Genomic DNA, 22,990 nt, shown 5'->3' on the forward strand with positions numbered 1-22,990 from the left:
AGCTTAGAATGATTTGATTAATGATTAGATTTTTTCTTCATTTAGCCATCTAAGCGTCTTGATTGCCAAATACTAACATCGTGTTATATTGACGGCAACATAAGCGCCAGGAGTATTAGCCTGCTATGAGCACTTCAGCATTGATTCCCGAAAGCAAACTGCCCGCTCTGGGCACCACCATTTTCACCCAGATGAGCGCGCTGGCAGCGCAGCATCAGGCAATCAACCTGTCTCAGGGTTTCCCCGATTTCGATGGCCCGGACTACCTGAAAGAGCGTCTGGCCTGGCATGTCAGCCAGGGCGCAAACCAATATGCGCCGATGACCGGCATCGCGCCCCTGCGCGAAGCCATCGCCGAGAAAACGGCGGCGCTGTATGGCTGGCTGCCGGACGCGACCACCGAAGTTACCGTCACGGCTGGGGCTACCGAAGCGCTGTTCGCCGCCATCAGCGCGTTGGTGCGTCCGGGAGATGAAGTAATTTGCTTCGATCCCAGCTATGACAGCTATGCGCCGGCGGTCACCTTGTCCGGCGGTACGCTGAAACGCATTGCGCTGCAGCCACCGGCCTTTAGCGTCGATTGGCGACAGTTCGAAGAATTATTGTCGCCCCGCACCCGCCTGGTGATCCTCAATACGCCGCACAACCCTTCCGCCACCGCCTGGCAGGCGGAAGATATGCAACAGCTGTGGCATGCCATTAGCGAGCGTGAAATCTATGTGCTCAGCGATGAAGTCTATGAGCATATTTGTTTCGCCAAAGGGGGACATGCCAGCGTGCTGGCCCACCCGCAGCTGCGTCAACGCGCCATTGCGGTGTCATCCTTCGGCAAAACCTTCCACATGACCGGCTGGAAAGTGGGTTATTGCGTCGCCCCGGCAGCGCTGAGTGCGGAAGTGCGCAAGGTACACCAGTACCTGACCTTCTCGGTTAACACCCCGGCACAGTTGGCGCTGGCCGATATGCTGCGCAGCGAACCGGAACACTGGCAGCAGCTATCTGCGTTTTATCGCGCCAAGCGCGACCGTTTCGTGCAGGCGCTGTCCAGTAGCCGACTGGAAATTTTACCCTGCGAAGGGACATACTTCTTACTGGCGGATTACAGCGCGGTCTCGGATCTGGACGACGTGGCATTCTGTCATTGGTTAACCGAGCACGTAGGCGTGGCGGCGATCCCGCTGTCGGTCTTCTGTGCCGATCCTTTCCCTCATAAATTGATCCGGCTGTGCTTCGCTAAACAGGATGCCACGCTGGATGCAGCTGCGGAGCGGTTATGTCGACTTTAAAAATTACCCTGTTGCAGCAACCCCTGGTGTGGCGAGATGGCCAAGCCAATCTGCAACATTTTGACGCCTTGCTGGCCCCCTTAAGCGGCCGCGATCTGATCGTATTGCCGGAGATGTTTACTACCGGTTTTGCCATGGATGCCGGGGAAAGTGCGCTGCCGGAACAGCAGGTGATTGACTGGCTGCACGGCTGGGCGAACAAAAACAACGCGCTGGTTGGCGGCAGTGTGGCGCTGAAAACCGCCGAGGGCGCGGTTAACCGTTTCCTGCTGGTGGAGCCTAACGGCCGGGTGCATGCCTACGATAAGCGCCACCTGTTCCGCATGGCGGGTGAACACCTGCACTATCAGGCAGGCAAACGGCGTGAAATCTTCGAATGGCGCGGCTGGCGCATCCTGCCGCAAATTTGTTACGACCTGCGTTTTCCGGTCTGGTCTCGCTACCAGCAGGATTACGATCTGGCGCTGTACGTCGCCAACTGGCCGGCACCGCGCAGCAAACACTGGCAAACGCTGCTGGCGGCACGGGCCATTGAGAATCAGGTCTATGTGGCCGGTTGCAACCGCGTCGGCGAAGACGGCAACGGTTTGAACTACAGCGGTGACAGCCTGATCCTTAGCCCGCAGGGCGAAACGCTGGCGCAGGCGGAACCCGGCATTGCCGCACGGCTTGACGCGGAACTGTCGCTGGAAACCCTGCAAAGCTATCGCAGTGCCTTCCCGGCCTGGCGGGATGCCGACAGTTTCCTGCGCCACGATTAAGCATTTCGGGCGCGGTACCGGTACACCGCGCCCGTTGCTTCAGGAAAGCTCTTCTTCCGCCGCTTTTTCTTCTGTCCCCCCAATGCGGTTAAACAACAGGTTCAGCAACAACGCCACCAGGCACGAGGCACTGATGCCCGAATGCAGCAAAGTACGCACCCAGTTCGGAAACTGATCGTAAAAGGTCGGCATCACGATAGGGATCATGCCGAAGGCAATCGCCGTCGCTACCACCACCAGATTCATGTTGTCCTTATACTCAACCTTGGCCAGAGTGCGGATGCCGCTGGCGGCCACCGAGCCGAACAGCACCACACCCGCGCCGCCCAAGACCGGCAGCGGAATGCAGGCCACCAGTCGCCCCAGGACCGGCAACAGCCCCAGCAGCACCAGAATCGCCCCGCCGGCGCTGACCACAAAGCGGCTCTTCACGCCGGTGATCGCCACCAGCCCGATATTCTGGGCAAACGAGCTTTGCGGAAACGAGTTGAATACCGGCGACAGGGCACTGGACAACATATCGGCACGCAACCCGTTGGCGATACGGCGCGCATTCACCGGCGAACCGACAATTTCGCCGACGGCCATCAGCCCGGCGGTGGTTTCCGTGAGTAATACCAGTACGATCAACAGCATGGATAGCACTGCGCTCAGTTCGAAGGTTGGCCAACCGTAGGCAAAAGGCGCGGGGAATGCCAGCCAAGGCCCGTGGCCTACGGCAGCGAAGCTCAGCTTACCCACCCACGCGGCCGCCACACAGCCGACAGCCATCGCCAGCAGCACCGATAACCGTTTTAACGCCGGGGAACCCACCTTGTTCAGCAACAAAATAACCGCAAGTGTGAAAGCCGCCAGGCCAATATTTCCGGTTGATCCCCAATCTGCGGCCTTGGCGTTGCCCCCCATCGCCCAGCGTACCGCCACCGGCATCAGCGACAGCCCAATCACCGTCACCACGGTGCCGGTCACCACCGGCGGGAAATAGCGAATAATCTGCGAGAAAAACGGCGCGATCAGTAACCCAATCAACGACGCCGCGATCACCGCACCAAACACCGCAGGCAACCCGCCGTCGCCAGTGACTATGGTCACCATAGTCGCGACTCCCGCAAAGGAAACGCCCTGCACCAACGGCAAACGAGAGCCGAAACCCGGCGCACCAAGCGTTTGCAATAACGTCGCCAAACCGCTGACAAACAGCGCTGCCGTCACCAGCAGGCCAATTTGCGCGGCGTCTAACCCTGCGGCAGAACCTATGATCAAGGGCGGCGCTATGATGCCGCCATACATGGTCAGAATATGCTGCAGGCCGTAGGCGAAGGTTTTTGCCAGCGGCAATTTTTCATCTTCCGGGCAGCACGAAGCCGCGCCCTTATCCTGAGACAGAGCCATAGATACCTCGTCAATGCGGGTTAACCGCTAAGGGCGTCTAGCTGCCCCGGTAGGTTGAATAGGAATACGGGCTGATTAGCAGCGGTAAATGGTAATGCTGCGCCGCATCCTTGATGACAAAATCGATGATCGCCGTGGCGTATAACGTTTCACGATTGTCTGCGGTAAAGTAACCGCCCACGTCGGCATGCAGGCGGTAATGCCCCGCGGGCAGCTCATCCGGCGTTAACTCACGGGCGCGGCCATCGGCATCGGTGGTGCCTTCGGCTATCGCCCGCCATTGCCCCTGCTGTTCCCGCTCCAGCCAGACTCGCACCTTTGCCGCCGGTTTACCCAAGGAGGTATCCAAAATATGGGTGCTGATATTACTCATCGCTCAGTAACTCCTTAAAACGCAGCATCACGATTTCGCGCAGCTGTTCGGCGGTTTCCTGCCGCTCCTGCTCCACGTCGTTGTTCAAGCGTCGTTCCAGCTCACTCAGAATGGCTCGCCCATCTCGACCGGCGGCACGGATCAAAAACACCTGGCCAAATTGCTGTTCATAACGCCGGTTGCCCACCAGCAGCGCTTGGGCCAATTCCGGATCCCGGTCATTGACCGCCGACTGTTCACGCTTGGAGAACTGCGCCTCTTTCCCCTGGCCTGCGGCACGTTCGCCAATGCGCGGGTGCTGTGCCAATGCCTGGCTGACCTCTTCATGCCGCCAACGCTGCGCCGCCTGCCAGGCCACCGCCAACGCGGCATCGCTGCTGCTGTACGGCCGGGCCGCAATCACTGAAGCTATCCAGCTCGCAATGTTCACGCAGGGCCGCAGCAATCGCTCGGCTTCCGCCACGGGCAATTGATTAAACTGCTGCAGGTTCATCGGTGTTCTCCCAACTGGTCACCGTCTGGCAGTAGGCCTGAATAGCCAGCGCCACGTCGGTCTGGCTTACGGCTTCGGCCGGATGATGGCTGATGCCACGATCGCAACGGACAAACAGCATGCCCACCGGCCAGCAAGCCGCCACGGCAATCGCGTCATGCCCGGCACCGCTGGGCAAAGCCATGCTGCGCCCCTGCACCGCCGCCACGCTCTGCTGCCAACGTTGCTGCAAATCTGCATCACATTCCGTTGCGTTTATGCGATAAAACTCCTCGCTGGCAAAACCTAATCCGCGACGTGCGCAGATCTCCTGTGCCCGTTCCAACAGCTGCGTAAGCAATGCCGCCAGCGGGCCATCTTGCGGGCCGCGAACGTCCAGCGACAGTTTCACCTCACCAGGAATGACGTTGACCGCCCCCGGAAGACTTTCGATACAGCCGACAGTCGCCACCAAATGTTCATCGCGGGTACGGGTTATCGCTTCAACCGCCACCATCCACTCCGCCGCGGCCGCCAAGGCGTCTTTGCGTTGCCCCATCGGCACGGTGCCTGCATGGCCTGCCTCGCCGCTAAAGGTGCAATGGAGTCGACGCGCGCCGTTAATCGCCGTCACCACGCCCAGGGCCAGATCGGCGGCCTCCAGACAAGGCCCTTGTTCAATGTGCAATTCCAGATAAGCGCAGATATCACCTGGTGCTCGCCGCGCCTCAACCACCGCCGCCGGATCCAGGCCAAACTCGCGCAACGCCTGCGCCACGCTGATGCCCTCGGCATCAGTACGCGCCAGCCACTCGGCTGGCCACTGGCCGGTAATGCCCCGGCTGCCCAGCAGGGCGACGCTAAATCGCGTCCCTTCTTCATCGGCAAAGCCAATCACTTCAACCGCCACCGGCAGACGCCGCTGCTGCTGATGCAAATGCGCCACCACCTCCAAGGCGGTCAATACGCCGAGCATGCCGTCATAACGGCCGGCATTGCGCACCGTATCCAAATGCGAACCGAGTAACAGCGCGGGCGCACTTGGCGTTTGACCTTCGTAGCGGCCACAAACATTGCCAACGGCGTCCTGCCAGACCCGCATACCGATACTGCGCATCCAGTCGCCTACCAACAGGTTGGCGCGCCGATGCTCCGGCGACAGATAAACCCGCGTCAGTTGGTCTGGCGTAGCGCTGATCGCCGCCAGCGCGTCGCAACGCGCCATCACCCGTGCGGCCGCCTGTTCCGCCTCCTGGACGGTTAACCGCAACGCCATCACCGGCTCCCGTCGTCGTAGGTGTTCCAGGCTGCCTGCAGCGCTTCCCCCTGCTTGCTGGCAAAACCCAGACGGTTCAGCACAGCTTCCAGCGCAGTCAAGGTTTGCAGCACACAGTCTTTACGCGCGTTGTAGCCCATGGTACCGATGCGCCAAATCTTGCCCTGCAGCGGGCCAAACGAAGTGCCAATCTCGATGGCAAAATCATTGAGCATCATCTGCCGCACCTGCTCGCCATGCACCTGCGGCGGGATCACCACCCCCAACACGTTGTTCATGCGGTTATCGAGATCGCCGAACACCTCAAGCCCCATGCCCTGAATGCCGGCCAGCATCGCCGCGCCGTGCAGCCTGTGGCGAGTGATGGTGTTATCCAGCCCCTCTTCCAGGATCACCCGGGCACATTCGCGCGCGGCAAACAACATGCTGGTGGCTTCGGTGTGGTGATTCAGACGCTCGGGGCCCCAGTAATCCATGATCATGCCGAGATCAAAATAGTTGGAGTAGATCATCTCATCGTCGCCGTCGGCATGGTCGGCTGTGCGGATCCCCTGCTCCACGCACTTGCGACGGCGGACGATCTCTTCGAACTGCGGGCTTAGGGTGACCGGCGAACTGCCGGACGGACCACCCAGACATTTCTGCAGGCCTGCGGATACCGCGTCCAGCCCCCAGGCATCGGTTTCCAGCGGGTTACCGGCGAAGGATGCGGTCGCGTCGGTATAGAACAATACGCCGTGGCGGCGGCAGATATCCCCCAGTTGATCCAGCGGCTGCAGCATGGTGGTCGAAGTGTCTCCCTGCACCGTCAACAGCAGACGCGGACGTACCTTCTTGATCGCATCTTCAATCTGATCGGCACTGAACACTTCCCCCCATGGCGCCTCGAGGGTGTGCACTTCGGCACGACAGCGGCGGGCAATTTCACACAGCAAATGGCCAAAGCGGCCAAACACCGGCACCAGCACTTTGTCGCCGGGGCGGATGGAGGAGACCAGCATCGCTTCGATGCCCGAACGGGAGGTGCCGTCGATCAGCATCGTCCAGCGGTTTTCGGTACGAAACAGCGCGCGATACAGCTCCATAACCTGATTCATGTAGCCGGTCATCGCCGGATCATACTGCCCAATCAACTGGCTAGACATGGCACGCAGCACGCGCGGATCGGCGTTGATCGGCCCTGGCCCCATCAGCAGACGGGCAGGTGGGTTAATCTGATCGAACTGGGTAATATCCAACATGTTAATTCCTTACCAGCTTAATAACTCAGTAAACTCAGAACTCAGCACGCGCCCCATGGCATATCACGCCTCGGACAGGCCGCGAACTGAAGCAATAAACTGTTTTAATTCCTGCGTTTGCGGATTGGCGAACAGCGTGCGGCTGTCGCCTTGCTCCCACACTTTGCCCTGGTGCATAAACACCACCCGGTCACCGACCTCACGGGCAAAGTTCATTTCATGGGTCACCAGAATCAGCGTCATACCCTCTTTGGCCAACTGCTCCAGGACTTTCAACACCTCGCCCACCAGCTCAGGATCCAGCGCCGAGGTGATTTCGTCACACAGCAACACCTTCGGGTTCATCGCCAGCGCCCGGGCAATCGCTACCCGCTGCTGCTGCCCCCCGGAAAGGTTAGCCGGGGAATAATGCATCCGCTCACCCAGCCCAACCTTGTTCAGCATCTCTTCCGCCAGCTCGCGGCATTCCGCCGGGCTTTTCTTCAGCACCCGACGCGGTGCCAACATCACGTTTTCCAACGCGGTCATGTGGGGAAATAGATTGAAGTTCTGGAACACCATGCCAATGGAACGACTGATCTCACGCGCCTGCGAATCACGGTCGGTGATGGTCATGCCACCCAGTTTGATGCTGCCTTCCTGGTAACCCTCGAGCCCGTTGATGCAGCGCAACAGGGTGCTCTTGCCCGACCCGCTACGGCCGATAATCGAAATCACCTGGCCCATATCGATATCCAGATCCACGCCCTTCAGCACGTGGTTCTGGCCGTAATATTTTTGAACCTGATTAATTGTGATGAGCGGCATGGAACTTCCTCTCCAGATAATGGCTGTAGCGCGACAGCGGGTAACACATCAGGAAATAGCCCAGCGCGACCAGGCCGAACACTTTAAAGGGTTGATAAGTGACGTTGTTTAACATGGTGCCTGCCTTGGTCAGTTCGACAAAACCAATGATCGACGCCAACGCGGTGCCCTTGATCACCTGAACTGAAAAACCGACGGTCGGCGCAATGGCAATGCGAACCGCCTGTGGCACCACTACCCGCACCAGGGTCTGGCCGAAGCTCAGCCCAAGACAGCGCGACGCTTCCCATTGGCCTTTGGGCAACGCGGCGATGCTGCCGGACCAGATATCCACCAGAAAAGCGCTGGTAAACAGCGTCAGTGCCAGTGCCGCAGCGGCCCAGGGGCTAACATCAATGCCGAACAGCGCCAGCCCAAAGAAGGCCAGGAACAGCTGCATCAGCAGTGGCGTGCCTTGAAACAGCTCTGAATAACAGCGGACAAAACGCAGCGCCCACCGGCGCTTGCTCAGGCGCAGCAATAACAGCGGCAGCGTCACCAGTGTGCCGCCAAAGAACGCCGTCAGCGACAGCAACAGCGTCCAGCGCGCGGCCAGCAGCAGGTTGCGCACAATGTCCCAGTCGGTAAAAGTCAGCATCAGTTCTGGCTCCCTAAAAAGCGGCGGCCGGCGGCCAGCAACAGTTGGCGCATCAGTATCGATAGCAGCAGGTAGAACAACGCCGTCACTAAATACACCTCAAAACTGAGGAAGGTGCGCGACTGGATCAGGTTGGCGGCAAAGGTCAATTCTTCGAACGACACCTGCGACACCACCGACGAGCCCAGCATGACGATAATGCACTGGCTGACCAACGCCGGGTAAATGCGCTGCAGCGAAGGCGGTAACACGATGCGCAAAAATGTCTGGCTGCGGCTAAAGCCCAGCACCCGCCCGGCCTCCCACTGCCCTTTCGGCGTCACCTGAATGCCTGCGCGTATAATTTCGGTGCTGTAGGCGCCCAGATTAATCACCATCGCCAACAGAGCCGCCTGCCCGGCGGTCAGCTTCCACCCCAGGCTCGGCAGACCAAAGACAATGAAGAACAGCTGCACCACGAACGGCGTGTTGCGCACCACCTCGACGTAAATCCCCCAGGCACGGCTAAACAGGTTGGCTTTGCCGCTGCGGATCGCCGCCCCGAAAATCCCCAGCGCAACGCCCATCAGGGTGGCCAGTGCCGTCAACTCAATCGTGGTTAGCAAACCGGCCAACAGCTCCGGCAGATAGGGCCACAGCGCGGGAAAATTTAGCTGATAGGTCATCGGGTGCTCCCATTACGCGCCAAGATGGGCGGGCAGCGGCGCTTTCAGCCATTTTTCCGACAGCCCATTCAGGGTGTTGTCTTTCAGCGCTTGTTCAATCAATTCATCCACTTTGGCTTTCAGCGCCGGTTCGCCCAGACGCAGGCCGACGAAGCATGGCGAATCCTTCAACATAAACTTGGCCACCGGCGCTTTGGTCGGGTTCTGTCGCGCCAGAGCGCTCACCACCAGATTGCCGGTAGCAATGTATTGCACCTGACCGGACAGGTAGGCCGACAGCGTGGTGTTGTTGTCTTCGTAGCGTTTGATCTGCGCGCCCTTCGGCGCAGTGTCGCTCAACACCATGTCTTCTACCGCCCCGCGCGTCACGCCAACGGTCTTGCCTTCCAATTGAGTGGCATCGCTCAACGCGGTGTCTTTAGGGCCAAACACCCCCAGGAAGAACGGCGCATAGGCACGGCTGAAAGCGATAGCCTTTTCGCGTTCAGGATTTTTGCCCAGGCTGGAAATCACCAGATCCACTTTGTTAGTCTGTAGATAAGGGACGCGGTTGGCACTGGTGACCGGCACCAGCTGCAACTTAAGTTTCATCTTGTCGGCCAGATACTGCGCCATATCGATGTCATAACCCTGCGGCTGCAGATCGGTGCCTACCGAGCCAAACGGCGGGAAGTCTTGCGGTACCGCTACCCGCAGCACGCCGCGCTGCTGGATTTCTTGTAGTTGATCCGCCATCACCGACGTGGCCTGCGCCATCAACAGCACCGCCCCTAACGCCGCTATCCCGATTTTCTTGAAGTTCATAGACTATCCCCGATGGTGAAATGATGAAACAAAAGATTCTTTGATTATCACTTTGCAACTAATGTGCCAATCGAGAGCGTTAACCAGCTTAACCTTTGCTGTCTTTGAGTTAGGGGGCTAAGAGGAAACTCCCCTGCCATGACTGTGGCAGGAGGAAGGGATATCACGGAGAAAAATGCGCACCATCAAAGTGCGAAGGCACCAAAATGGCGCGGAAATTAGCGCTGTTCCAACTCATCCAGATCGCCATACAGATCGGCGATCTGATGGATCCGTTGGCGTCCTTGCGTCAGCGTCTCATGCAGCAAGGCATTGCTGAGCAGATTGGCCAGGCTCATGGCGGCGGAATAGCTGTCAAAGGCGGAAACGCTATCCAGCGGTGCCGCCAGGTGCCAGTTCGCCAGTGGGATCAGCGACTGCGCCTGCGGTTCGCACACCAGCAGCGTCGGAACCTGCTGAATCTGCAACTGCGTCAGCAAGGCCCGCAACTGACGCGGCCGGCGGCGAAAAGCCACAACTACGGCCACGTCCCCGTGGTCCAAATCGACCAGCTCTTCCGCCAGCGTTTGCCCGGGCTGCGGCATCAATAACACCTGCTCACGTACCTGCATCAGTTGCTGGCGCAGGTGCATGGCAATCGGATAACTGTTGCGAAACCCCATCAGTACCACACGCCGAGCCTGCACCAGGGCGGCGATCACCGCATTGAACTGGCCGGCGTCAATATGGTTCACCCACTGAGTAAGGTTGGCCATTTCCTGCTTGTAGTGCCGCGCCAACAGGGTGTTGCCCTGCACCGCATCACGATTATCGGTCAGCGGCATACCGCTCTGGCGCAGGGTGCGCAGTTCATCACGCATTGCACGGTAGCTTGGGTAGCCCAGGCGTTTGAACAGGCGGCTGACGGTAGCTTTGGATACGCCGCTCAGGCGCGCCAACTCGGCGCTGTTGTAGCTGATCAGGTCGTCAAAGTGATCGAAAATAAAATCGGCTACCCGCTGTTCCTGCGGCGTAAGCTGCGAATATTCCCCGCGCAGGCGTTCATCGATCTGCTTCATTGCTGCTCCTGCTTGTAACCTTTGTTTCAGCGGAACATAGCACGGCCAATCTACCCGCTGGCAAGCGTTTATTACCACCGAAGAAAACATGGAACGCCTCTTGCTTGTCTTTGAGACAGAAGCTGACCTCAAACAAGGGCCAAGAAATGATTAACAGCAATACCGCGCCATTGGGCATGGCCGTCACGCCTCACCACCTCGCCAGCGAAAGCGCGCTGGCGGTTCTGCGTGAAGGGGGTAACGCCATCGAAGCCATGGTCGCCGCCGCCGCGACTATCGCCGTGGTTTATCCGCACATGAATGGCCTGGGCGGTGACGGCTTCTGGCTGATTGTGCCGCCACAGGGCGATCCGGTGGCGATCGACGCCAGCGGCGCTGCCGGTTCCTTAGCCACGCTGGATTTTTACGCCGGTGAAAGCCACATCCCGCATCGCGGCCCCAGGGCGGCGCTGACCGTTGCCGGCACCGTTGGCGGCTGGCGTGAAGCGCTAGACTATTCCGGCGAGCTGGGCGGCGAACAGCTGCCGCTACCGCGTCTGCTGGCCGATGCCATTCGCTATGCGGCGGACGGCATTCCGGTTACCGCCTCGCAGGAGGCCGCCACACGCAGCAAATATCATGAACTGGCGGATGTGGAACATTTTGCCCGCACTTACTTACCGCAGGGGGAAATCCCCCTTGCCGGACAGCGTTTCTGCCAGCCACAGTTAGCGGATACCCTGATTGCCCTGGCCGAAGAGGGGTTGGACAGCTTCTATCGCGGCCGACTGGCGCAAAGCATGGCGGGCGATATGGCCCGGCTGGGCATGCCGCTCACCGCCCAAGATCTTGCGGATTATCGGCCGCGTCGGCGCACGCCTTTGCGACTTGAGCATCAGAAAGGTGAAGTCTTCAACCTCACCCCACCGACTCAAGGCCTGGTGTCGCTGGCAATCCTCGGTTTGACCGATCGCCTGCCCCTGGCCAGCAAAAGCGAAGGCGCAGTGGTGCATGGCATCGTCGAGGCCACCAAGCTGGCTTTCGGTCTGCGTGACCAATTCATCACCGATCCACGCCAAATGACGCAGGATCCGCAGGCACTCCTGACGACAGAACGCCTGGATACGCTGGCCAAGCATATCGATCCTGAGCATGCCGCGGCCTGGGGCAAAGGCAAGGGGCCGGGCGATACCGTGTGGATGGGCGTGATGGACAGCAGCGGTCTGGCGGTGTCCTTTATCCAAAGCATTTACCACGAATTCGGCAGCGGAGTGGTATTGCCGCAAAGTGGCGTGCTGTGGCAAAACCGCGGAGCGTCCTTCAGCCTGGATGCCGCCCATCTGCTGGCACTGGCGCCAGGCAAACAGCCTTTCCACACTCTGAACCCCGCGGCAGCTCGCCTGTATGACGGACGCACCTTGGTGTATGGCTCCATGGGCGGCGACGGCCAGCCGCAAACCCAGGCGGCGGTGTTTGTTCGCCATGTGGTGCAGGGCCTGCCGCTGCAGCAGGCGATCAGCGCGCCGCGCTGGCTGCTGGGACGCACCTGGGGTGAAAGCTCTGACTCGCTGAAGCTGGAAGGTCGCTTTAGCGCGGAAACCGTCGACTACCTGCGCCAACGGGGTCACGACGTGGAGTTGTTACCGGACTTTAGCGAAGCGGTCGGCCATGCCGGCGCCATTGTTCGCCATACTAACGGCATGCTTGAAGGGGCTTTCGATCCCCGCAGCAACGGCAGTGCCGCCGGCTTCTAGCCGCCATTTTTATTGGGGAGAAGTAAAATGAAAAACCAACCTGCCGTCGACTGGGCGGCCTATATCAGCCAAATGGAAGCGATACTGGCGCTGGAAATGGATGACGCGCGCCGTCAGGAACTGCTGACCCAGTTCAATCGCATTGCTGCACTGGCGGAACCCTTGATGGCCTTTCCGCTCGATCCACGCCTGGAGATCGCAGGAGTGTATCGCGCATGAATTCGTTAAGTGCCCTATCGATCGCCGAGATCCGCGCGGCCCTGAAGCAAGGTGCGATTTCTGCACGTGAGATTGCCCAACAGACGTTAGAGAATATTGACGCACGGGATCCGGCGCTGAACGCCTATACCCACATCACGCGCGAACGCATGTTGAGCGAAGCCGATCACCTCGATCGCGCACGTGCCAAAGGTCTTCCAATGCCGAGCCTGGCGGCGATCCCTTACGCGGTAAAAAACCTGTTCGACGTCACCGGCGAAACCACCCTGGCGGGGGCCAGTCTGTTCAGCGATAACCCGCCGGCCAAACAGGACGCCTGGGCGATCGGCAAACTGGCCGGCCAAGGTGCCTTGCTGTCCGGCATGCTGAATATGGACGCCTATGCGTACGGTTTTACCACCGAAAACAGCCACTACGGCGCGACGCGTAACCCGCACGACACCACGCGTATTGCCGGTGGCTCCTCAGGCGGTTCGGCAGCGGCGGTCGCCGCCGGGCTGGTGACATTTTCCCTCGGCAGCGACACCAATGGGTCAATACGCGTACCCGCATCGCTGTGCGGCATCTTTGGGCTGAAGCCAACCTTTGGCCGTCTGTCGCGCAGCGGTAGTCAGCCTTTCGTCGCCAGTCTGGATCATCTCGGCCCCTTTGCCCGCCGGGTGCGAGATCTGGCAACGGTGTATGACGTGATGCAGGGCACGGATATTGAAGACCGTTTTCAGGCGGATAAACCGGTCACGCAAACCGAATCGCTGTTGCCCCGTGGCCAACAAGGCCTGCGCTGCGCGGTGCTGGGCGGGTATTTTCAGCAATGGTGCAACGATGATGCTAAAACCGCTGTAAGACAGGCTGCGCAGGCACTGGAGGCCGTGGCTGAAGTTGAATTTCCGCAGGCCGAATTGGCCCGGTCGGCAGCGTTCATCATCAGCGCCGCCGAGGGGGGCAATCAGTATCTGCCGCTGTTGCGCAGCCAGCCAAACCGCTTTGAGCCGCTGTCGCGTGAACGCCTGCTGGCCGGTGCCATGCTGCCCTCCGCCTGGTATGTGCAGGCGCAGCGCTTTCGTACCCATTTTCAGCAACAGGTGCTGCCGCTGTTCGAACGCTGGGACATCCTCATCGCCCCCGCAACGCCCTGCAGCGCCACGCCGATCGGCCAGGAAACCATGCATATCAACGGCACGGATCTGCCGATCCGCGCCAGTATGGGCATGCTGACGCAGCCGGTCTCTTTCCTCGGCCTGCCGGTAGTGACGGTGCCGCTGAAAACCGACTCTGGCCTGCCGATAGGCCTGCAGCTGATTGCCCCCCCCTGGCGAGAGGATCTGGCACTGCGTGCCGCCTATGCGCTGGAACAACGTGGCGTGGCAAGATGTGTTATACCGGGAAAACAGGACTAAATGATGAAAAGTGAGTATATCGATCGTCCGGCGGTGCTGGCAGAGGTGAACGCCGCCTTTTACCGTTACGAACAGGCGCTGATCGGCAATGATATTGAGGTGCTGGATGAGTTGTTTTGGCACGATGGTCGTACCGTCCGTTACGGCGCGACGGAGAATTTGTACGGCATCGATCAGATCCGTGACTTCCGCCAACAGCGTCCTTCCAAAGGGTTGGATCGCCTATTGGAGAACACCGTTATCACCACCTACGGTGACGATATGGCCGTCGCCAGTACCGAATTCCGCCGCCCCGGCAGCGAAAGCGTTGGCCGCCAGATGCAAACCTGGGTCAAATTGCCCTGCGGTTGGCGCATCGTCGCCGCGCACGTGAGCTTGATGGCTTAAGGCAAACCCGGCGCACAAAAAATGGATAGTCTGGCATGTTGAGCCTTATAGTCGGCAGAGGTATTACCTTTAGCTAACTGAGGCTACTTATGACTACGGCTGCATCGATAAAAATTGATGATGAGCTCAAGCAACGGGTGCAACAAATCGCGGCCACGCGTCAGCGAAGTGCGCACTGGATTATGCGCGAGGCTATCCGTGAATACGTCGAGCGAGAAGAAAAGCGCGAAGCGCTGGGCAAAAGGCCGTGGCATCCATTCGTAGCAGCATCAATATCCTGGCCCATCATCCTCAGGCCGGTCGGCCCATTGAAGATATGGAAATTGAATTTAGGGAATGGCCGAACGATTTCGGCAACAGCGGCTATATTGCCCTGTATCATTTTGATGGCAGCACCGCTGTACTGCTGGCAGTGCGCTATCAAAGTGAAGCCGGTTACTGACCGGGTCCCTCAACACCAGTACGCCATAAAGTTAACGGTGGAGCGATCGAGATCGCGTTCGCCAATCAGATAACGGCGTAGCGCCTTCACCGCGGAAGACTCTGCCGCAACCCAGGCGTAGAAGCTTTTCGCCCCTTCGGCTCGTTCCCACAGCAGATCGCCGCCCAAACTGTTTTCCGCCAGCGACTGCGCTTGCGTCCGCGCCGATTCGGGAATATTTACCCGTTGGCGCACCGACTCCACCAGCAGCGTACCGTGCATCTGCTGATGCCCGACATCACGCGGCAGCCAATAGACCTCGGCGAATGGGAAGCGATCCATGTTCAGGCAGTCGCCCGCCACAGGAACCTCGAAGAAAGCCTGTACCCGCGGCGGATTGGCCCGCTGCGCCAGCTGTTCCAGAATGCCTACCGCCGCCGGTACCGCCGTCTCGTCGGCGATCAACAGCGCCTGCTGCAGCTCGCTCGGGGGAACCCATTCGTAACCGCCGCTGTCACCGTCAAAATCGGCATTGGGGGCTACGGTTTGAATAACATCCCCCGGTTTGGCATGGGTCGCCCACGCCGAGGCCGGGCCGTTCACGCCATGCAGCACAAACTCGACGTCCATTTGATTCTGTTCGGCACGCAGCGCCCGCAGCGTATAGGTGCGCATCACCGGGCGTTGATCTTTCGGTATCGCCATATAGTCGCGATACCAGTCGTCGCTGTTTTCCAGACGCAGGATCTGCCCCTCTTCGGCCGGGAACAACAGTTTGATGCGCTGATCCGGCGCCTCCAGCTTCATGCGATGGACATCCGGCCCCTCGAAAACGCAACGCAGCAAGGAAGGTGATACGTTTTCTTTTATTTTCAGTGTGATATCAAAAATTCTGTAGCTTGATGCGCCGGACATACTTGTTACTCTCCCGCAGAATTTGCACTGATGCGGTGCTGGCGCCACAGCCAGCCGCTGATACCCCCCAGCAGAACCGCCATCGTCAAAGCGGCCGCAATCAGCTGCGACTCACCATAAAATTTGGCCACCACCGGCACCATCAATGCGCTCAGGCCGTAACCCAGCGTATGGCTGGTAGCAATGGCCCCCGACCCTTTGCCGGTAGACAATTTATCGTTCAACATCAGTTGATAACCCGGCGTCGCCATGGCAGCGCCAAAAGAGGCCAGTGCGCAACCAACATAGAACAGCGCCAAAGGCTGAGCGCACATCAGGCCCAGTCCCACTATCATCAGCACGGCGGCAATCAGCAGCAGCTGCGACGCGCTAAAACGCTGCGGGCGCACCACCAGAAACTGAGCCAACAGCGTACAGGCCGCCGCCACGCTCAGCAACACCGCCACGTGATGACTGACGGTGGTGGCGGAATGACTGAATAAACCGGTCAAATGCGGTGCCAATCCCAATTGCATCAAGCTGACCGACGCGGCCAGCAACAGTGCGCACAGCAGGTAAGGCACCATATTGAGGCGAAGTCGGTTTTGCTGATGGGCAACCGGCGGCAGCGGTGGATCGTTATGCTGGCGGCACACTACCAATAGGGCGATCAATGGCGCAAGCGCCATCAACCACAGCGGCGCCATCGGATGAATCGACAACGCCAGCGCGGCGCACAGCGGCCCCAACAGTCGCCCGCAGCTCAGCCCGGAACTGATGGTCGCCAGCGCCGACATACGCTGTTCATAGCCGGCACGCTGTAGCGCCCAGGTCTGGCTGGCCGGCACCATGCCGGATACCGTCAGCCCGTAGATAATGCGTGCCGCAATCAGGCCGCCCAACCCCAGCGTCGATGAAAGCCAGCCAGCCGCCAACCCCCAAACCGCCAGTGCCAGTAAAGCAAAACTGAACAAATACCCTGCTAACGCCATGGTTACTACGAACTTGCAGCCGCGAATTTCAGACTGCCTGCCCCACCAGGGTGACCCCACCAAAAACAGCATCGAGCCAAGCGTCAATAGCCCGGCCCAGACTGAAAGCGACAGCTGGGTCATGCTGACCAGCACCGGCAACGCCACCAGCAGGCCGTTTTGCCCGATACCCAGCAGCCCGGCGCACAACGCCAGCGGCCAGTTGGAAGGAGACGTATTCGCTATTGGCGGTGATTTAGGGGGAGATGAAATATGCATCAAACGTAAATTTACCGTTAATAAAATTATAAGGTTATGTTCAATTCATTGAAAAATTGTATCATACGACGATTGATAACAATAAATATTATTGATATAAGAATCATTCTCAATTGATTCAATAGTGAAATGGGATCATGACAATCCAGTTTGAAACCGCGACGACCGACGTGGCTGCGCAATGTTTTCTCAACGCGTTGATGCGTGAAACCCGGGACTGGCAAATCGTTCCGGCGGCCAACAACCAACAGTATCCGCAGCTTCATATTCCACTTTCGCCTTCTCAGGCTATCCGCATCACTTTACGTCACACCTCCCCCACCCAACATCACCAGTATCTGTTCCCTGCCCGCTTGCATCAGCAAGACGACGGCGCTGGTGTTGCGCTGAGCGTGGAGCAACTGGTGACCCTGTTGCTGGAAAAACCGTCGGTGAAGGGGGAACTGTCGGATGAGGTCGTTACCCGTTTCCGCCAGCGCGTACTGGAGAGTCATGACAATACCCAACAGGCGATCGCGGTTCGCCTGGACTGGCCGACGCTGCGCGACAAGCCGCTCAACTTCGCTCAGGCGGAACAGGGTCTGTTGGTAGGCCACGCCTTCCACCCGGCGCCTAAATCCCATGAACCTTTCGACGAACAGCAGGCGCGCCGTTACCTGCCAGATTTTGGCGCCCGTTTCCCGCTGCGCTGGTTTGCAGTCGATAAAAATCACCTGTGCGGCGACAGCCTGAACCTGACGTTGCAGCAGCGCCTGCAGCGTTTTGCCGCCGAAAGCGCACCGCAACTGCTGGCGCATTTTACCGATGACGTCTGGCTGTTGCCGATGCATCCATGGCAGGCCGACCATTTGCTGACGCAGACCTGGTGCCAGGAACTGGTGACCCAGGGATTGCTCAGCGATCTGGGCGAAGCCGGCGAGCGCTGGCTGCCAACCAGCTCTTCCCGCTCTCTGTACAGCGCCAGCAATCGCGACATGATTAAATTCTCCCTCAGCGTGCGCCTGACCAACTCGGTGCGTACCCTGTCGGTAAAAGAAGTGAAGCGCGGCATCCGTTTGGCTCGTTTGGCGCAAACGCCACGTTGGCAGCAACTGCAGGCACGTTATCCCACCTTCCGCGTGATGCAGGAAGACGGCTGGGCCGGGCTGCGTTCTGCGGACGGGACGATTCAGGAAGAAAGCCTGATGGCACTGCGCGATAACCTGCTGTTTGAGCAGCCGGAAAGCCAGACCAATGTGCTGGTAACCCTGACCCAGGCCGCACCGGACGGCGGCGACAGCCTGCTGGCAGCGGCGGTGCGGCGTTTAGCCGCCCGACTGAATCTGCCGGTGCAACAGGCCGCTCATACCTGGCTGGATGCTTACTGCCAACACGTCTTACTGCCGCTGTTCAGCACCGAAGCCGATTACGGGCTGGTGCTGCTGGCCCACCAACAAAATATTCTGGTGGAAATGCAGCAGGATCTGCCGATCGGCATGCTGTATCGCGACTGTCAGGGCAGCGGCTTTACCCGCGATGCCGGGCCGTGGTTAGAAGAAATTGGCGAGGCCGAGGCGGAAAATCGCTTCAGCGAACAGCAGTTACTGCGTTACTTCCCTTACTACCTGCTGGTGAACTCCAGCCTGGCGGTCACTGCAGCGTTAGCCGCGGCCGGCTTCGACACTGAAGAACAGCTGATGGCCCGGGTGCGCGATGCGCTGAGTGGTCTGCGTGCCAACGCCAAAAACACCCTGTGTCTGGACTACGTCCTCGACAGCAGCCACTGGAACTGCAAAGGCAACTTCTTCTGTTATCTGCATGACCACAACGAAAACACCATCGTCGATCCGGCGGTGATTTATTTCGACTTCGTCAACCCGCTGCGCCAGGGAGCCGCTCAATGATGCCGCAAGCCAAACTGACGCATGCCGGCAACGGTTTTTGCTGCGAGCAGCTGGGAAAGGCGCTGCAACTCAGTCTGGGCCTGGACGGTAGCGCGGTGTTGCACTATCCGGGGCCACTGCCGCAGAACTGGCTGGTGCAGGCGCTGGACCAGTTGCTGGTGGCGGCACCGCAGCTCAGCGGTGTCACCTTGCCCTATGCGCAATGGTGCGAAGAACCGCAGGCACAGGCGCTGTTCGCGTTAGCCAGCAGTGACTATCTGGCGCGCGAAACCTTTTATCAGTTACCGCTGTGGCTCGGTGCCGAACGCCACTCCGCGTCCGGGAAAATGCAGTATGACGCCGAGCGTAGCCTGTGGTTCCCACAGCGCCCCGCTCGCCCCAGCGGCGAGGTGTATCGTCGTTACGATCCGCAGCTCAAGCGAACCCTGAGCTTCCGCCTGCCGGAAGTGGCACACGACGCCGAGCAGTTCACCCGCTGGATGAATTCACCGCGCGTGGATGCCTTCTGGGAAATGAGTGGCCCGCTCGAAACCCAGGCCGCCTACCTGCAGCGTCAGTTGGACTCCAGCTACTGCTATCCGTTGCTGGGGTGCTTTGACGATCGCCCGTTCGGCTATTTCGAAGTCTATTGGGCTCCGGAAGATCGCATCGGCCGCCACTACCGTTGGCAGCCGTTCGACCGCGGGCTGCACATGCTGGTCGGTGAAGAAGACTGCCGCGGCGCGCAATACATCCGCAGTTGGCTACGCGGCCTGACGCATTATCTGTATTTGGATGAACCGCGCACCACGCGCGTGGTCGCCGAACCGCGCGCGGATAACCAGCGACTGTTCCGTCACCTGCCGACAGCCGGCTACCAAACAGTCAAAGAGTTCGATTTCCCGCATAAGCGCTCGCGTTTGATCATGAATCAGCGTGATGAATTCTTCCGGGGGGCTTCAGTATGAACACCGTAGATTACGCCGACTGGCAGCGCGTAAACCGCCAAATGATCGCCAAGATCCTCGCAGAGCTGGAATATGAACGCACGCTGCAGGCCGAACAACACGGCGAGCAATGGCGCATTCTGCTGGGCGACGCTCAGTATAGCTTCAGCGCCGAACGCGGCATTTGGGGTTGGCTGCACATCGACCCGGCAACGCTGACCTGTGATCAATCGCCGTTAGCCGCCGACCAAACGCTGCGCCAACTGGCTCAGGTGTTGAAAATGGACGATGCGCAGGTCGCCGAACATCTGGAGGATTTGTACGCCACGCTGCGCGGCGATATGCAGTTGCTGTCCGCCCGTCACGGCATGAGCGCACAGGATTTGATTGCCCTGGATGCTGACGCGCTGCAGTGCCTGTTGGCCGGACACCCCAAGTTTATCTTCAATAAAGGTCGTCGTGGCTGGGGCCTGACCGCGCTGCATCAGTACGCGCCCGAATACCAGGGGCAGTTCCAACTGCACTGGGTAGCGGCCAAACGCGGCAGCTTTGTCTGGTGCGCCGACGAAGAATATTCACTGGATAACCTGCTTAACAGCGCGATGGACAGTGCCGAACGCCAACGCTTCGATCGCCGCTGGCGCGAGCTGAAACTGACCCATGACTGGATCCCGGTCCCGCTGCACCCGTGGCAGTGGCAGCAAAAGATCGCTTTGCACTTCCTGCCGCAGTTGGCCGAAGGGGATCTGGTGGAACTGGGTGAATTCGGCGACAGCTATCTGGCGCAGCAATCGTTGCGCACGCTGACCAATATCAGCCGCCGTTCCGCTTTCGACATCAAGCTACCGCTGACCATTTACAACACCTCGTGCTATCGCGGCATTCCGGGCAAGTACATCAGCGCCGGGCCGGCCGCTTCCCGTTGGCTGCAGCAGATTTTTACCGAGGACGATACGCTGAGCGCCAGCGGTGCCGAGATCCTCGGCGAGCCGGCGGCAGGCTATATGACCCACCCGACCTACGCCTCTTTAGCCAAAGCGCCTTATCGCTACCAGGAAATGCTGGGGGTGATCTGGCGTGAGAATCCCTCTTGCTACCTGCAGGAAGGCGAACAGGCCATCTTGATGGCGACGCTGATGGAAACCGACAACCACGGCCAGCCGCTGATTGCCGCCTATATCGCCCGTTCCGGCCTGAGCGCTGAAGCCTGGCTGCAGCAGATGTTCAGGGTGGTGGTGGTGCCGATGTACCACCTGATGTGCCGCTACGGCGTAGCGCTGATCGCCCATGGGCAAAACATCACGCTGGTGATGAAAGATCATGTGCCGCAGCGCGTGCTGTTGAAAGACTTCCAGGGCGATATGCGTCTGGTGGATCAGGACTTCCCCGAAGCGACATCACTGCCGAAAGTGGTGAGAGACGTCACCGTGCGCCTGTCCGCCGACTATTTGATTCATGATTTGCAAACCGGGCATTTCGTCACCGTGCTGCGCTTTATCTCGCCGCTGATGAAGGCCTGTGGGGTCAGTGAAACCCGCTTCTATCAACTGCTGGCACAGGTGCTGAAAGGCTATATGGCACAGCATCCGGACATGGCGGAACGCTTTGCGTTGTTTGATCTTTTCAAACCACAAATTATTCGCGTGGTGCTCAACCCGGTAAAACTCACCTACTCAGAGCAGGATGGCGGCAGCCGCATGTTGCCAAACTATCTGCAGGATCTGGATAACCCTCTTTACTTGGTCACCAAGGAGTTTGCCCAATGAATCAGCCCCTGGATTTCATCGGCATTGGTATCGGCCCGTTCAACCTCAGCATTGCCGCACTCGGCAGTGAAGTTGCCGGTTTTAACAGTAAATTCCTCGAACGCAAGCCGCACTTTTCCTGGCATCCCGGCATGATGGTGCCGGATTGCCATATGCAGACCAGCTTCCTGAAAGATCTGGTCAGCGCGGTATCGCCAACCAATCCCTACAGCTTTCTTAACTACCTGGTGAAAAGGAAGAAGTTTTATCGATTCCTGACCACCGAGCTGCGTACGGTGTCGCGCGAAGAGTTCGCCGACTACCTCGACTGGGCCGCCAACGGGCTGAAGTCGCTGGAGTTCAGTCAGGATATTCAGAGCGTCGATTTTGACGACCAGCAGCGCCAATTCATCGTCACTACCCAGCGTGCGACTTACCGGGCGCGCCACGTCTGCCTGGGCATAGGCAAACGCATAAAACTGCCGGACTGCGTTACCGAGCAAAACGATCGCTGCTTCCATGCCAGCGAAATGACGATGCGCAACCCGAACCTGGCCGGAAAACGCGTCACCATCGTCGGTGGCGGCCAGAGCGGTGCAGACCTGTTCCTGAACATCTTCCGCGCCGAATGGGGACAGCCTGCACAACTGAATTGGATCTCGCGCCGCAATAACTATAACGCGCTGGATGAAGCCGCCTTCGCCAACGAGTACTTCACGCCGGACTACGTTGACAGCTTCTATGGCCTGAACGACGGTGCCAAGCAGCGCATGCTGACCGAGCAGAAGATGACCTCTGACGGCATCACCAGCGATTCGCTGCTGGCTATTTACCGCGCAATGTATCACCAGTTTGAAGTGTTGCGCGAAAAGCCCTGGGCGCACCTGCTGCCAAGCCGCTCGCTGGCGGCAATCCAGGCCGCAGGCGATGGCTGGCAGTTGGTTACCCATCACCATCTTGATCAGGGTAAAGAAACCTTCGACACCGACGTGGTGATTTTCGCCACCGGCTATCAGCAGGATCGTCCGGCGTTCCTCGAACCGCTGGCCGATCGCCTGCTGACCACCGCCGATGACCAGTTCCGCGTAGCCCCCGACTTCAGCCTGGAGTGGGAAGGCCCCAAGGAAAACTGCCTGTTTGCCGTTAATGCCGGCATGCACAGCCACGGCATCGCCGAACCCCAACTCAGCCTGATGGCCTGGCGTTCGGCACGCATTCTCAACCGGGCTTTAGGACGCGACCAGTTCGATTTAACGTCCACCCCGGCTGTGATCCAATGGCGTAGTCGGCAGCCGGGTATTCCGTCCCGCGCCGAGCACGTCATGCTCAATTACACCGAGTTTTAACTACACACCAATATGGG

The 22,990-nt window shown here is 59.2% G+C and carries 23 protein-coding genes and 1 pseudogene; 12 read left to right on the forward strand and 12 right to left on the reverse strand.

Going from position 1 to position 22,990, the window contains the following annotated elements:
* The first annotated feature begins 125 nt into the window (after nt 1–125).
* Both AC1RKG_RS15070 and AC1RKG_RS15075 read left to right on the forward strand, forming a co-directional pair.
* Nucleotides 126–1,286 (forward strand): pyridoxal phosphate-dependent aminotransferase, encoded by a 1,161-nt coding sequence (locus tag AC1RKG_RS15070; protein WP_493183367.1) that lies wholly within the window; start codon nt 126–128, stop codon nt 1,284–1,286.
* Nucleotides 1,274–2,047, forward strand: coding sequence for an amidohydrolase (locus tag AC1RKG_RS15075; protein WP_115059976.1), 774 nt, complete (start codon nt 1,274–1,276; stop codon nt 2,045–2,047). Before AC1RKG_RS15070 ends, AC1RKG_RS15075 begins: the two co-directional genes overlap by 13 nt.
* Nucleotides 2,048–2,086: 39 nt before the next feature.
* On the opposite strand, the gene AC1RKG_RS15080 is transcribed toward AC1RKG_RS15075, so the two are convergent.
* The 10 genes from AC1RKG_RS15080 to AC1RKG_RS15125 form a co-directional block, all read right to left on the reverse strand.
* Nucleotides 2,087–3,439 (reverse strand): nucleobase:cation symporter-2 family protein, encoded by a 1,353-nt coding sequence (locus tag AC1RKG_RS15080; RefSeq protein ID WP_020825355.1) that lies wholly within the window; start codon nt 3,437–3,439, stop codon nt 2,087–2,089.
* A 37-nt stretch (nt 3,440–3,476) separates the two neighbouring features.
* Nucleotides 3,477–3,812, reverse strand: a complete 336-nt coding sequence (uraH, locus tag AC1RKG_RS15085) for a hydroxyisourate hydrolase (RefSeq protein ID WP_046374433.1) — start codon at nt 3,810–3,812, stop codon at nt 3,477–3,479.
* Nucleotides 3,805–4,305 (reverse strand): 2-oxo-4-hydroxy-4-carboxy-5-ureidoimidazoline decarboxylase, encoded by a 501-nt coding sequence (gene uraD, locus AC1RKG_RS15090; protein WP_493183370.1) that lies wholly within the window; start codon nt 4,303–4,305, stop codon nt 3,805–3,807. The genes uraH and uraD overlap by 8 nt, the downstream gene beginning before the upstream one ends.
* Nucleotides 4,286–5,560 carry an allantoate amidohydrolase gene (hpxK, locus tag AC1RKG_RS15095; RefSeq protein WP_493183372.1) on the reverse strand — a complete coding sequence of 425 codons (1,275 nt, stop codon included), beginning with the start codon at nt 5,558–5,560 and terminating at the stop codon, nt 4,286–4,288. The genes uraD and hpxK overlap by 20 nt, the downstream gene beginning before the upstream one ends.
* Nucleotides 5,560–6,801, reverse strand: a complete 1,242-nt coding sequence (locus AC1RKG_RS15100) for a pyridoxal-phosphate-dependent aminotransferase family protein (RefSeq protein ID WP_493183374.1) — start codon at nt 6,799–6,801, stop codon at nt 5,560–5,562. The genes hpxK and AC1RKG_RS15100 overlap by 1 nt, the downstream gene beginning before the upstream one ends.
* A 63-nt stretch (nt 6,802–6,864) precedes the next feature.
* Entirely contained in the window at nt 6,865–7,608 is a 744-nt protein-coding gene (locus tag AC1RKG_RS15105) for an amino acid ABC transporter ATP-binding protein (protein WP_044548464.1), read from the reverse strand.
* The gene (locus tag AC1RKG_RS15110) at nt 7,589–8,245 is read right to left on the reverse strand and encodes an amino acid ABC transporter permease (protein ID WP_046374437.1); all 657 of its coding nucleotides are present in this window, start codon (nt 8,243–8,245) and stop codon (nt 7,589–7,591) included. Before AC1RKG_RS15110 ends, AC1RKG_RS15105 begins: the two co-directional genes overlap by 20 nt.
* Complete coding sequence (locus AC1RKG_RS15115) at nt 8,245–8,910, reverse strand: amino acid ABC transporter permease (protein WP_020825348.1); 666 nt, start codon at nt 8,908–8,910, stop codon at nt 8,245–8,247. Before AC1RKG_RS15115 ends, AC1RKG_RS15110 begins: the two co-directional genes overlap by 1 nt.
* Before the next feature lie 12 nt (nt 8,911–8,922).
* Entirely contained in the window at nt 8,923–9,714 is a 792-nt protein-coding gene (locus tag AC1RKG_RS15120; protein ID WP_493183376.1) for a transporter substrate-binding domain-containing protein, read from the reverse strand.
* Nucleotides 9,715–9,932: 218 nt separating this feature from the next.
* Nucleotides 9,933–10,772 (reverse strand): MurR/RpiR family transcriptional regulator, encoded by an 840-nt coding sequence (locus AC1RKG_RS15125; RefSeq protein WP_020825346.1) that lies wholly within the window; start codon nt 10,770–10,772, stop codon nt 9,933–9,935.
* A 146-nt stretch (nt 10,773–10,918) separates the two neighbouring features.
* On the opposite strand from AC1RKG_RS15125, the gene AC1RKG_RS15130 reads away from it, so the two are divergent.
* The 6 genes and pseudogenes from AC1RKG_RS15130 (at nt 10,919) to AC1RKG_RS15155 (ending at nt 14,950) form a co-directional block, all read left to right on the forward strand.
* Complete coding sequence (locus AC1RKG_RS15130; protein WP_493183378.1) at nt 10,919–12,505, forward strand: gamma-glutamyltransferase family protein; 1,587 nt, start codon at nt 10,919–10,921, stop codon at nt 12,503–12,505.
* A gap of 27 nt (nt 12,506–12,532) precedes the next feature.
* Complete coding sequence (gene hpxX / locus AC1RKG_RS15135; protein WP_046374439.1) at nt 12,533–12,724, forward strand: oxalurate catabolism protein HpxX; 192 nt, start codon at nt 12,533–12,535, stop codon at nt 12,722–12,724.
* Nucleotides 12,721–14,121: an AtzE family amidohydrolase gene (locus AC1RKG_RS15140; protein ID WP_256814089.1), complete on the forward strand. Its 1,401-nt coding sequence runs from the start codon at nt 12,721–12,723 to the stop codon at nt 14,119–14,121. Before hpxX ends, AC1RKG_RS15140 begins: the two co-directional genes overlap by 4 nt.
* 3 nt (nt 14,122–14,124) lie before the next feature.
* A complete protein-coding gene (gene hpxZ, locus AC1RKG_RS15145; protein WP_041415223.1) occupies nt 14,125–14,508 on the forward strand; it encodes an oxalurate catabolism protein HpxZ in 384 nt (127 codons plus the stop codon).
* Between the two features lie 89 nt (nt 14,509–14,597).
* Nucleotides 14,598–14,714 (forward strand): annotated as a pseudogene (locus tag AC1RKG_RS15150) (CopG family ribbon-helix-helix protein); the annotation flags it as partial.
* Between the two features lie 41 nt (nt 14,715–14,755).
* Nucleotides 14,756–14,950, forward strand: a complete 195-nt coding sequence (locus tag AC1RKG_RS15155; protein WP_238387424.1) for a type II toxin-antitoxin system RelE/ParE family toxin — start codon at nt 14,756–14,758, stop codon at nt 14,948–14,950.
* A 9-nt stretch (nt 14,951–14,959) separates the two neighbouring features.
* Here AC1RKG_RS15155 and AC1RKG_RS15160 read toward each other — a convergent pair whose 3' ends face one another.
* Nucleotides 14,960–15,844: a siderophore-interacting protein gene (locus tag AC1RKG_RS15160; RefSeq protein ID WP_041414248.1), complete on the reverse strand. Its 885-nt coding sequence runs from the start codon at nt 15,842–15,844 to the stop codon at nt 14,960–14,962.
* 5 nt (nt 15,845–15,849) lie between these two features.
* Nucleotides 15,850–17,073, reverse strand: a complete 1,224-nt coding sequence (locus tag AC1RKG_RS15165; RefSeq protein WP_129982481.1) for an MFS transporter — start codon at nt 17,071–17,073, stop codon at nt 15,850–15,852.
* Between the two features lie 137 nt (nt 17,074–17,210).
* Here AC1RKG_RS15165 and AC1RKG_RS15170 point away from each other — a divergent pair, with 137 nt between their 5' ends.
* Genes AC1RKG_RS15170 through AC1RKG_RS15185 form a run of 4 tightly spaced genes read left to right on the forward strand, consistent with a single transcriptional unit; the run spans nt 17,211 to nt 22,973 of the window.
* A complete protein-coding gene (locus AC1RKG_RS15170; protein ID WP_048759744.1) occupies nt 17,211–18,956 on the forward strand; it encodes an IucA/IucC family protein in 1,746 nt (581 codons plus the stop codon).
* Nucleotides 18,953–19,903 (forward strand): GNAT family N-acetyltransferase, encoded by a 951-nt coding sequence (locus tag AC1RKG_RS15175; protein ID WP_493183381.1) that lies wholly within the window; start codon nt 18,953–18,955, stop codon nt 19,901–19,903. The genes AC1RKG_RS15170 and AC1RKG_RS15175 overlap by 4 nt, the downstream gene beginning before the upstream one ends.
* Nucleotides 19,900–21,648: an IucA/IucC family protein gene (gene iucC, locus AC1RKG_RS15180; protein WP_020825335.1), complete on the forward strand. Its 1,749-nt coding sequence runs from the start codon at nt 19,900–19,902 to the stop codon at nt 21,646–21,648. The genes AC1RKG_RS15175 and iucC overlap by 4 nt, the downstream gene beginning before the upstream one ends.
* A complete protein-coding gene (locus tag AC1RKG_RS15185) occupies nt 21,645–22,973 on the forward strand; it encodes a lysine N(6)-hydroxylase/L-ornithine N(5)-oxygenase family protein (protein WP_122077366.1) in 1,329 nt (442 codons plus the stop codon). Before iucC ends, AC1RKG_RS15185 begins: the two co-directional genes overlap by 4 nt.
* Nucleotides 22,974–22,990 lie beyond the last annotated feature (17 nt).

Source organism: Serratia sp. GW822-FHT06D09 (genome assembly GCF_058799515.1).

What these genes read in the sequence shown, in the direction of transcription:
- AC1RKG_RS15105 (WP_044548464.1), bottom strand. Translation starts at nt 7,608, where the DNA reads ATGCCGCTCATCACAATTAATCAGGTTCAAAAATATTACGGCCAGAAC.
- AC1RKG_RS15170 (WP_048759744.1), top strand. Translation starts at nt 17,211, where the DNA reads ATGACAATCCAGTTTGAAACCGCGACGACCGACGTGGCTGCGCAATGT.
- AC1RKG_RS15080 (WP_020825355.1), bottom strand. Translation starts at nt 3,439, where the DNA reads ATGGCTCTGTCTCAGGATAAGGGCGCGGCTTCGTGCTGCCCGGAAGAT.
- AC1RKG_RS15110 (WP_046374437.1), bottom strand. Translation starts at nt 8,245, where the DNA reads ATGCTGACTTTTACCGACTGGGACATTGTGCGCAACCTGCTGCTGGCC.
- AC1RKG_RS15165 (WP_129982481.1), bottom strand. Translation starts at nt 17,073, where the DNA reads ATGCATATTTCATCTCCCCCTAAATCACCGCCAATAGCGAATACGTCT.
- iucC (WP_020825335.1), top strand. Translation starts at nt 19,900, where the DNA reads ATGAACACCGTAGATTACGCCGACTGGCAGCGCGTAAACCGCCAAATG.
- hpxX (WP_046374439.1), top strand. Translation starts at nt 12,533, where the DNA reads ATGAAAAACCAACCTGCCGTCGACTGGGCGGCCTATATCAGCCAAATG.
- AC1RKG_RS15185 (WP_122077366.1), top strand. Translation starts at nt 21,645, where the DNA reads ATGAATCAGCCCCTGGATTTCATCGGCATTGGTATCGGCCCGTTCAAC.
- hpxK (WP_493183372.1), bottom strand. Translation starts at nt 5,560, where the DNA reads ATGGCGTTGCGGTTAACCGTCCAGGAGGCGGAACAGGCGGCCGCACGG.
- AC1RKG_RS15175 (WP_493183381.1), top strand. Translation starts at nt 18,953, where the DNA reads ATGATGCCGCAAGCCAAACTGACGCATGCCGGCAACGGTTTTTGCTGC.
- AC1RKG_RS15125 (WP_020825346.1), bottom strand. Translation starts at nt 10,772, where the DNA reads ATGAAGCAGATCGATGAACGCCTGCGCGGGGAATATTCGCAGCTTACG.
- AC1RKG_RS15075 (WP_115059976.1), top strand. Translation starts at nt 1,274, where the DNA reads ATGTCGACTTTAAAAATTACCCTGTTGCAGCAACCCCTGGTGTGGCGA.
- AC1RKG_RS15120 (WP_493183376.1), bottom strand. Translation starts at nt 9,714, where the DNA reads ATGAACTTCAAGAAAATCGGGATAGCGGCGTTAGGGGCGGTGCTGTTG.
- AC1RKG_RS15160 (WP_041414248.1), bottom strand. Translation starts at nt 15,844, where the DNA reads ATGTCCGGCGCATCAAGCTACAGAATTTTTGATATCACACTGAAAATA.
- AC1RKG_RS15100 (WP_493183374.1), bottom strand. Translation starts at nt 6,801, where the DNA reads ATGTTGGATATTACCCAGTTCGATCAGATTAACCCACCTGCCCGTCTG.
- AC1RKG_RS15140 (WP_256814089.1), top strand. Translation starts at nt 12,721, where the DNA reads ATGAATTCGTTAAGTGCCCTATCGATCGCCGAGATCCGCGCGGCCCTG.
- uraD (WP_493183370.1), bottom strand. Translation starts at nt 4,305, where the DNA reads ATGAACCTGCAGCAGTTTAATCAATTGCCCGTGGCGGAAGCCGAGCGA.
- AC1RKG_RS15115 (WP_020825348.1), bottom strand. Translation starts at nt 8,910, where the DNA reads ATGACCTATCAGCTAAATTTTCCCGCGCTGTGGCCCTATCTGCCGGAG.
- AC1RKG_RS15130 (WP_493183378.1), top strand. Translation starts at nt 10,919, where the DNA reads ATGATTAACAGCAATACCGCGCCATTGGGCATGGCCGTCACGCCTCAC.
- hpxZ (WP_041415223.1), top strand. Translation starts at nt 14,125, where the DNA reads ATGAAAAGTGAGTATATCGATCGTCCGGCGGTGCTGGCAGAGGTGAAC.
- uraH (WP_046374433.1), bottom strand. Translation starts at nt 3,812, where the DNA reads ATGAGTAATATCAGCACCCATATTTTGGATACCTCCTTGGGTAAACCG.
- AC1RKG_RS15070 (WP_493183367.1), top strand. Translation starts at nt 126, where the DNA reads ATGAGCACTTCAGCATTGATTCCCGAAAGCAAACTGCCCGCTCTGGGC.